The 3,245-nt window shown below is 44.5% G+C and carries 2 protein-coding genes and 1 pseudogene; all 3 read left to right on the top strand.

Annotated features, from left to right (window positions below):
- Window positions 1–891: acetate/propionate family kinase (locus tag BCU12_RS10285; RefSeq protein WP_102404210.1), on the top strand; the 891-nt coding region annotated here is incomplete at its 5' end.
- 285 nt (window positions 892–1,176) lie between these two features.
- Window positions 1,177–1,393 (top strand): annotated as a pseudogene (locus BCU12_RS23605) (hypothetical protein); the annotation flags it as partial.
- Between the two features lie 200 nt (window positions 1,394–1,593).
- Window positions 1,594–2,958 carry a serine hydrolase domain-containing protein gene (locus BCU12_RS10275; RefSeq protein ID WP_102404209.1) on the top strand — a complete coding sequence of 455 codons (1,365 nt, stop codon included), beginning with the start codon at window positions 1,594–1,596 and terminating at the stop codon, window positions 2,956–2,958.
- Window positions 2,959–3,245 lie beyond the last annotated feature (287 nt).

Below are 3,245 nucleotides of genomic sequence, written 5' to 3'. Positions count from 1 at the left end.
ATTCGCATTGATGAAGAAGTACTGGCTGAAATTGAGAGCTTGTCTGATCTTGCTCCGCTCCACAACCCTGCTGGTGCTATCGGTATTGAAGCGGCGATGAAGGCTTTCCCAAGTCTTCCACAATTCGCCGTCTTCGATACTGCGTTCCACCAAACGATGCCTCAAAAAGCATTCACAGGTGCAATCACTAACGAGCTATACAAAGAATACGGTATCCGTCGTTACGGCTTCCACGGCACCAGCCACTACTTTGTAAGCCGCGAAGCGGCAAAAATGCTGAACAAGTCGATTGACGAAGCGAGCTTCATTTCAGTTCATCTAGGTAACGGTGCTTCTGTTTGTGCGATTGAAAATGGTCGATCTGTTGATACCTCAATGGGCTTTACACCACTTGCTGGCCTAATGATGGGAACGCGTTCTGGTGACTTAGACCCTGGTATCATTGAGTTCTTAATGAAGAAAGGCTGGAGCCAAGAGAAAGTCTTTGAAACGTTGAATAAAAAATCAGGTTTCTTAGGGGTTTCAGGCCTCACTTCAGACGCTCGCGGCATTTTAGAAGCGATGGAAAATGGGCACGAAGGCGCGAAGTTAGCGTTTGAAGTATTTACTTACCGTGTTGCTAAATACATCGGCTCATACCTGATTCCACTTAATCACCTAGATGCGATCATCTTCACGGGTGGCATTGGCGAAAACGCATTGCCAATTCGTCGTGAAATCTTGAAGAACCTAAACCTTCTTGGTTTTGTTGAAGATGAGAAAGCGAACGAAGACGCACGCTTTGGCGCTTCAGGCATCATCGCTAAGTCTGAATTACTGGATGCCGTGGCAATGGTTATTCCAACCAATGAAGAGTTCGTGATTGCTCAACAATCTGTTGAACTACTGTAATTTCTTCTAAAATACAGAATATTGAAAAGCGAGCTATGATGGCTCGCTTTTTTGTTTTATATGTTGGTTGAACTATCACGAACGATAAGTTCTTCGTCTAGTGGATCTTCGAGTTAACGAGGCTAGAGCTGGCCTATTTCTGCCCCATCTCGTGTCACATCTGGAAGTTCGAACACAGATATTCAGGTAGCTTTGATATACAAAAACTAATGAATGGTAAAAAACAAGATCTGTCCCTGTCATGCGTTTTGTAGATGATGATCCTTTCTGGTTGCAATTTAACACTCACCCTCAGAAACGGTGATGTATGGAGTTAAACAGTTGCTAGGGACGAATAAGCTTAAGAAATTATAATGCACAGGTGGGCGAAACTAACGCGATGCTCAAAACGCAAAATAGGCTGATGGGACTGGTCTACCTGAATCGTTTCGTATTAATTAAAAAACACACCTACCGGGGTAGAGTTGTCTCTAAACTGAATAACGCAACAAAGCCCCTATGAGATGAAACAAATACATCTGTTGTCCTAGTGTCGATGCATCAAGGATTAGCGGGGAATCTATTTTTCATCCTCCGGTGTTGGGTTTGGTATAGAAGTCGTGAGTTCTAAACAACTGGATATTGATAGTTGGCGTAAAGTGACCTACCGCTCGGTGTTCCTGTCGTTTATATTACACCCACTCAAACACAGGAGATAACACTATGAAACTTACTTCCATTGCACTTGCACTTTCTACCGCCGTCTTGGCAAGCACTGCTATTGCAGATGACACGCAAAATCCAGTCGAAGCGGCTCTTAGCGCAGAAGGTGCGCAGGTCACTTTACCTGTAGAAGCGGCAAAGCAGCCATTTTCCAATGAATTTGTGGACGCAGCGCGCGCTGGTTTCAACAACTTTCATTGGCAAATGGGGGGCGATCACTCCTTTTATTACAACATGCACATGAGCGAATTCATGCCTACTGCGGTGGCTTCACCAAGTGAAAACTACAAGCGGTTAGTTAAAGATATTCACCCAGAGCTTGCTAAGTTAAAAGTTCAAACAGAAAGCAAGGGTGAAATGACAATGGAAGATTACCTTGTCGACCCGCAGTTTCGTACTCAAGGTTTTATGCTGATTCATGAAGGTAAAATCGTATATGAGGCTTACCCTGGAATGAAACCAACGGATCGCCATATCTGGGCATCAGCGGCGAAAACGACGGTAGGCACGGTGGTGGCCATGCTGGCAGAAGAAGGTAAAATCGACCATAACAAAATGATCACCGAATATGTTCCAGAATTGAAAGGTTCGGTATGGGACAACGTATCGGTACTGAATGCATTAAACCACGCAACAGGTCTGGATAATGAAGAAACAGCCGCCTCGATCATGAATCCAGATTCAGCGGTAGTGCGCTTCTTTGCTTCGGCATTTGGTTCTCCACGCTATGCAACAGGAGAGCAAGAAAGCTGGGTCGATGTTGCCCTTGATACTAAGAAAATTGAAGGTGAAGAACCGGGCAAACAGTTCCGCTATGCTTCAATGAACACTATCGTATTGACTCAAATGATTGAGAACATCGAAGGTACAACTTGGGCTAAAGTGTTTGAAGACAGAGTTTGGTCAAAAGTGAACGCTCGCCAGCCTATGTTGATCAACCAAACTCCAGACGGAATGGCTATCGCGGTTGGGCTAGTGTCTACCACATTAGAAGATATGGCACGCTGGGGAACCTTGTTCACGCCGAGCTGGGGTGCCGTTGCTGATGAGCCAGTTATCTCACAGGCGATCATCGACCGTATCCATAATAATGGTGATCCAAAAGCGTTTGCAGGTACGACAAAAGAAGACAGCACTGTGCACGCTTTCAACGAAAAAGCATCTTATAACTCATACCAATTCGATTACATCTTTGACGATGGTGCGATGGCGAAAAGTGGCAATCTAGGCCAGTTCCTTTACATCGACCCAGACCGAGATTTTGTGGGTATTGTTTTCTCTAACAACCCATACCACTCAGGCTATGGTGAAAATAAAGCACCTGCACTGATGCGTTCGGCTGCAAAAGCCTTAGCGGGTAACTGATCGAGTTAGTTGTCCGTCCTACCGAAGCATTGAGACACCAATGCCTTCGGTAGTCTTGAATTTAAGTGCCTTCTCTTTATGTCAATACTCCTGTGTTTAAGAGTGGGTACTTTTTCATTTGAAATACTCACCCTGCAATTTGTAATTTCGATTGCTTGAGTGATCAATATTACTTTCTAAACCTTATGAAAATGAAATACACAGCAATAGTTATTGGTGCGGCATTAATGAGCGCAGCCAGTTTTGCGTCTGAAACCACGTATGATTTTGGCGGATCTATTAAAGCG

It is taken from the genome of Vibrio sp. 10N.261.55.A7, assembly GCF_002877365.1.
GTDB lineage: Bacteria > Pseudomonadota > Gammaproteobacteria > Enterobacterales > Vibrionaceae > Vibrio.
Note: the sequence above shows the minus strand (reverse complement) of the source record. Positions and strands in the feature narration are given on the sequence as shown.

Coding starts and splice junctions, on each gene's coding strand:
- BCU12_RS10275 (WP_102404209.1), top strand. CDS start 1,594: ATGAAACTTACTTCCATTGCACTTGCACTTTCTACCGCCGTCTTGGCA.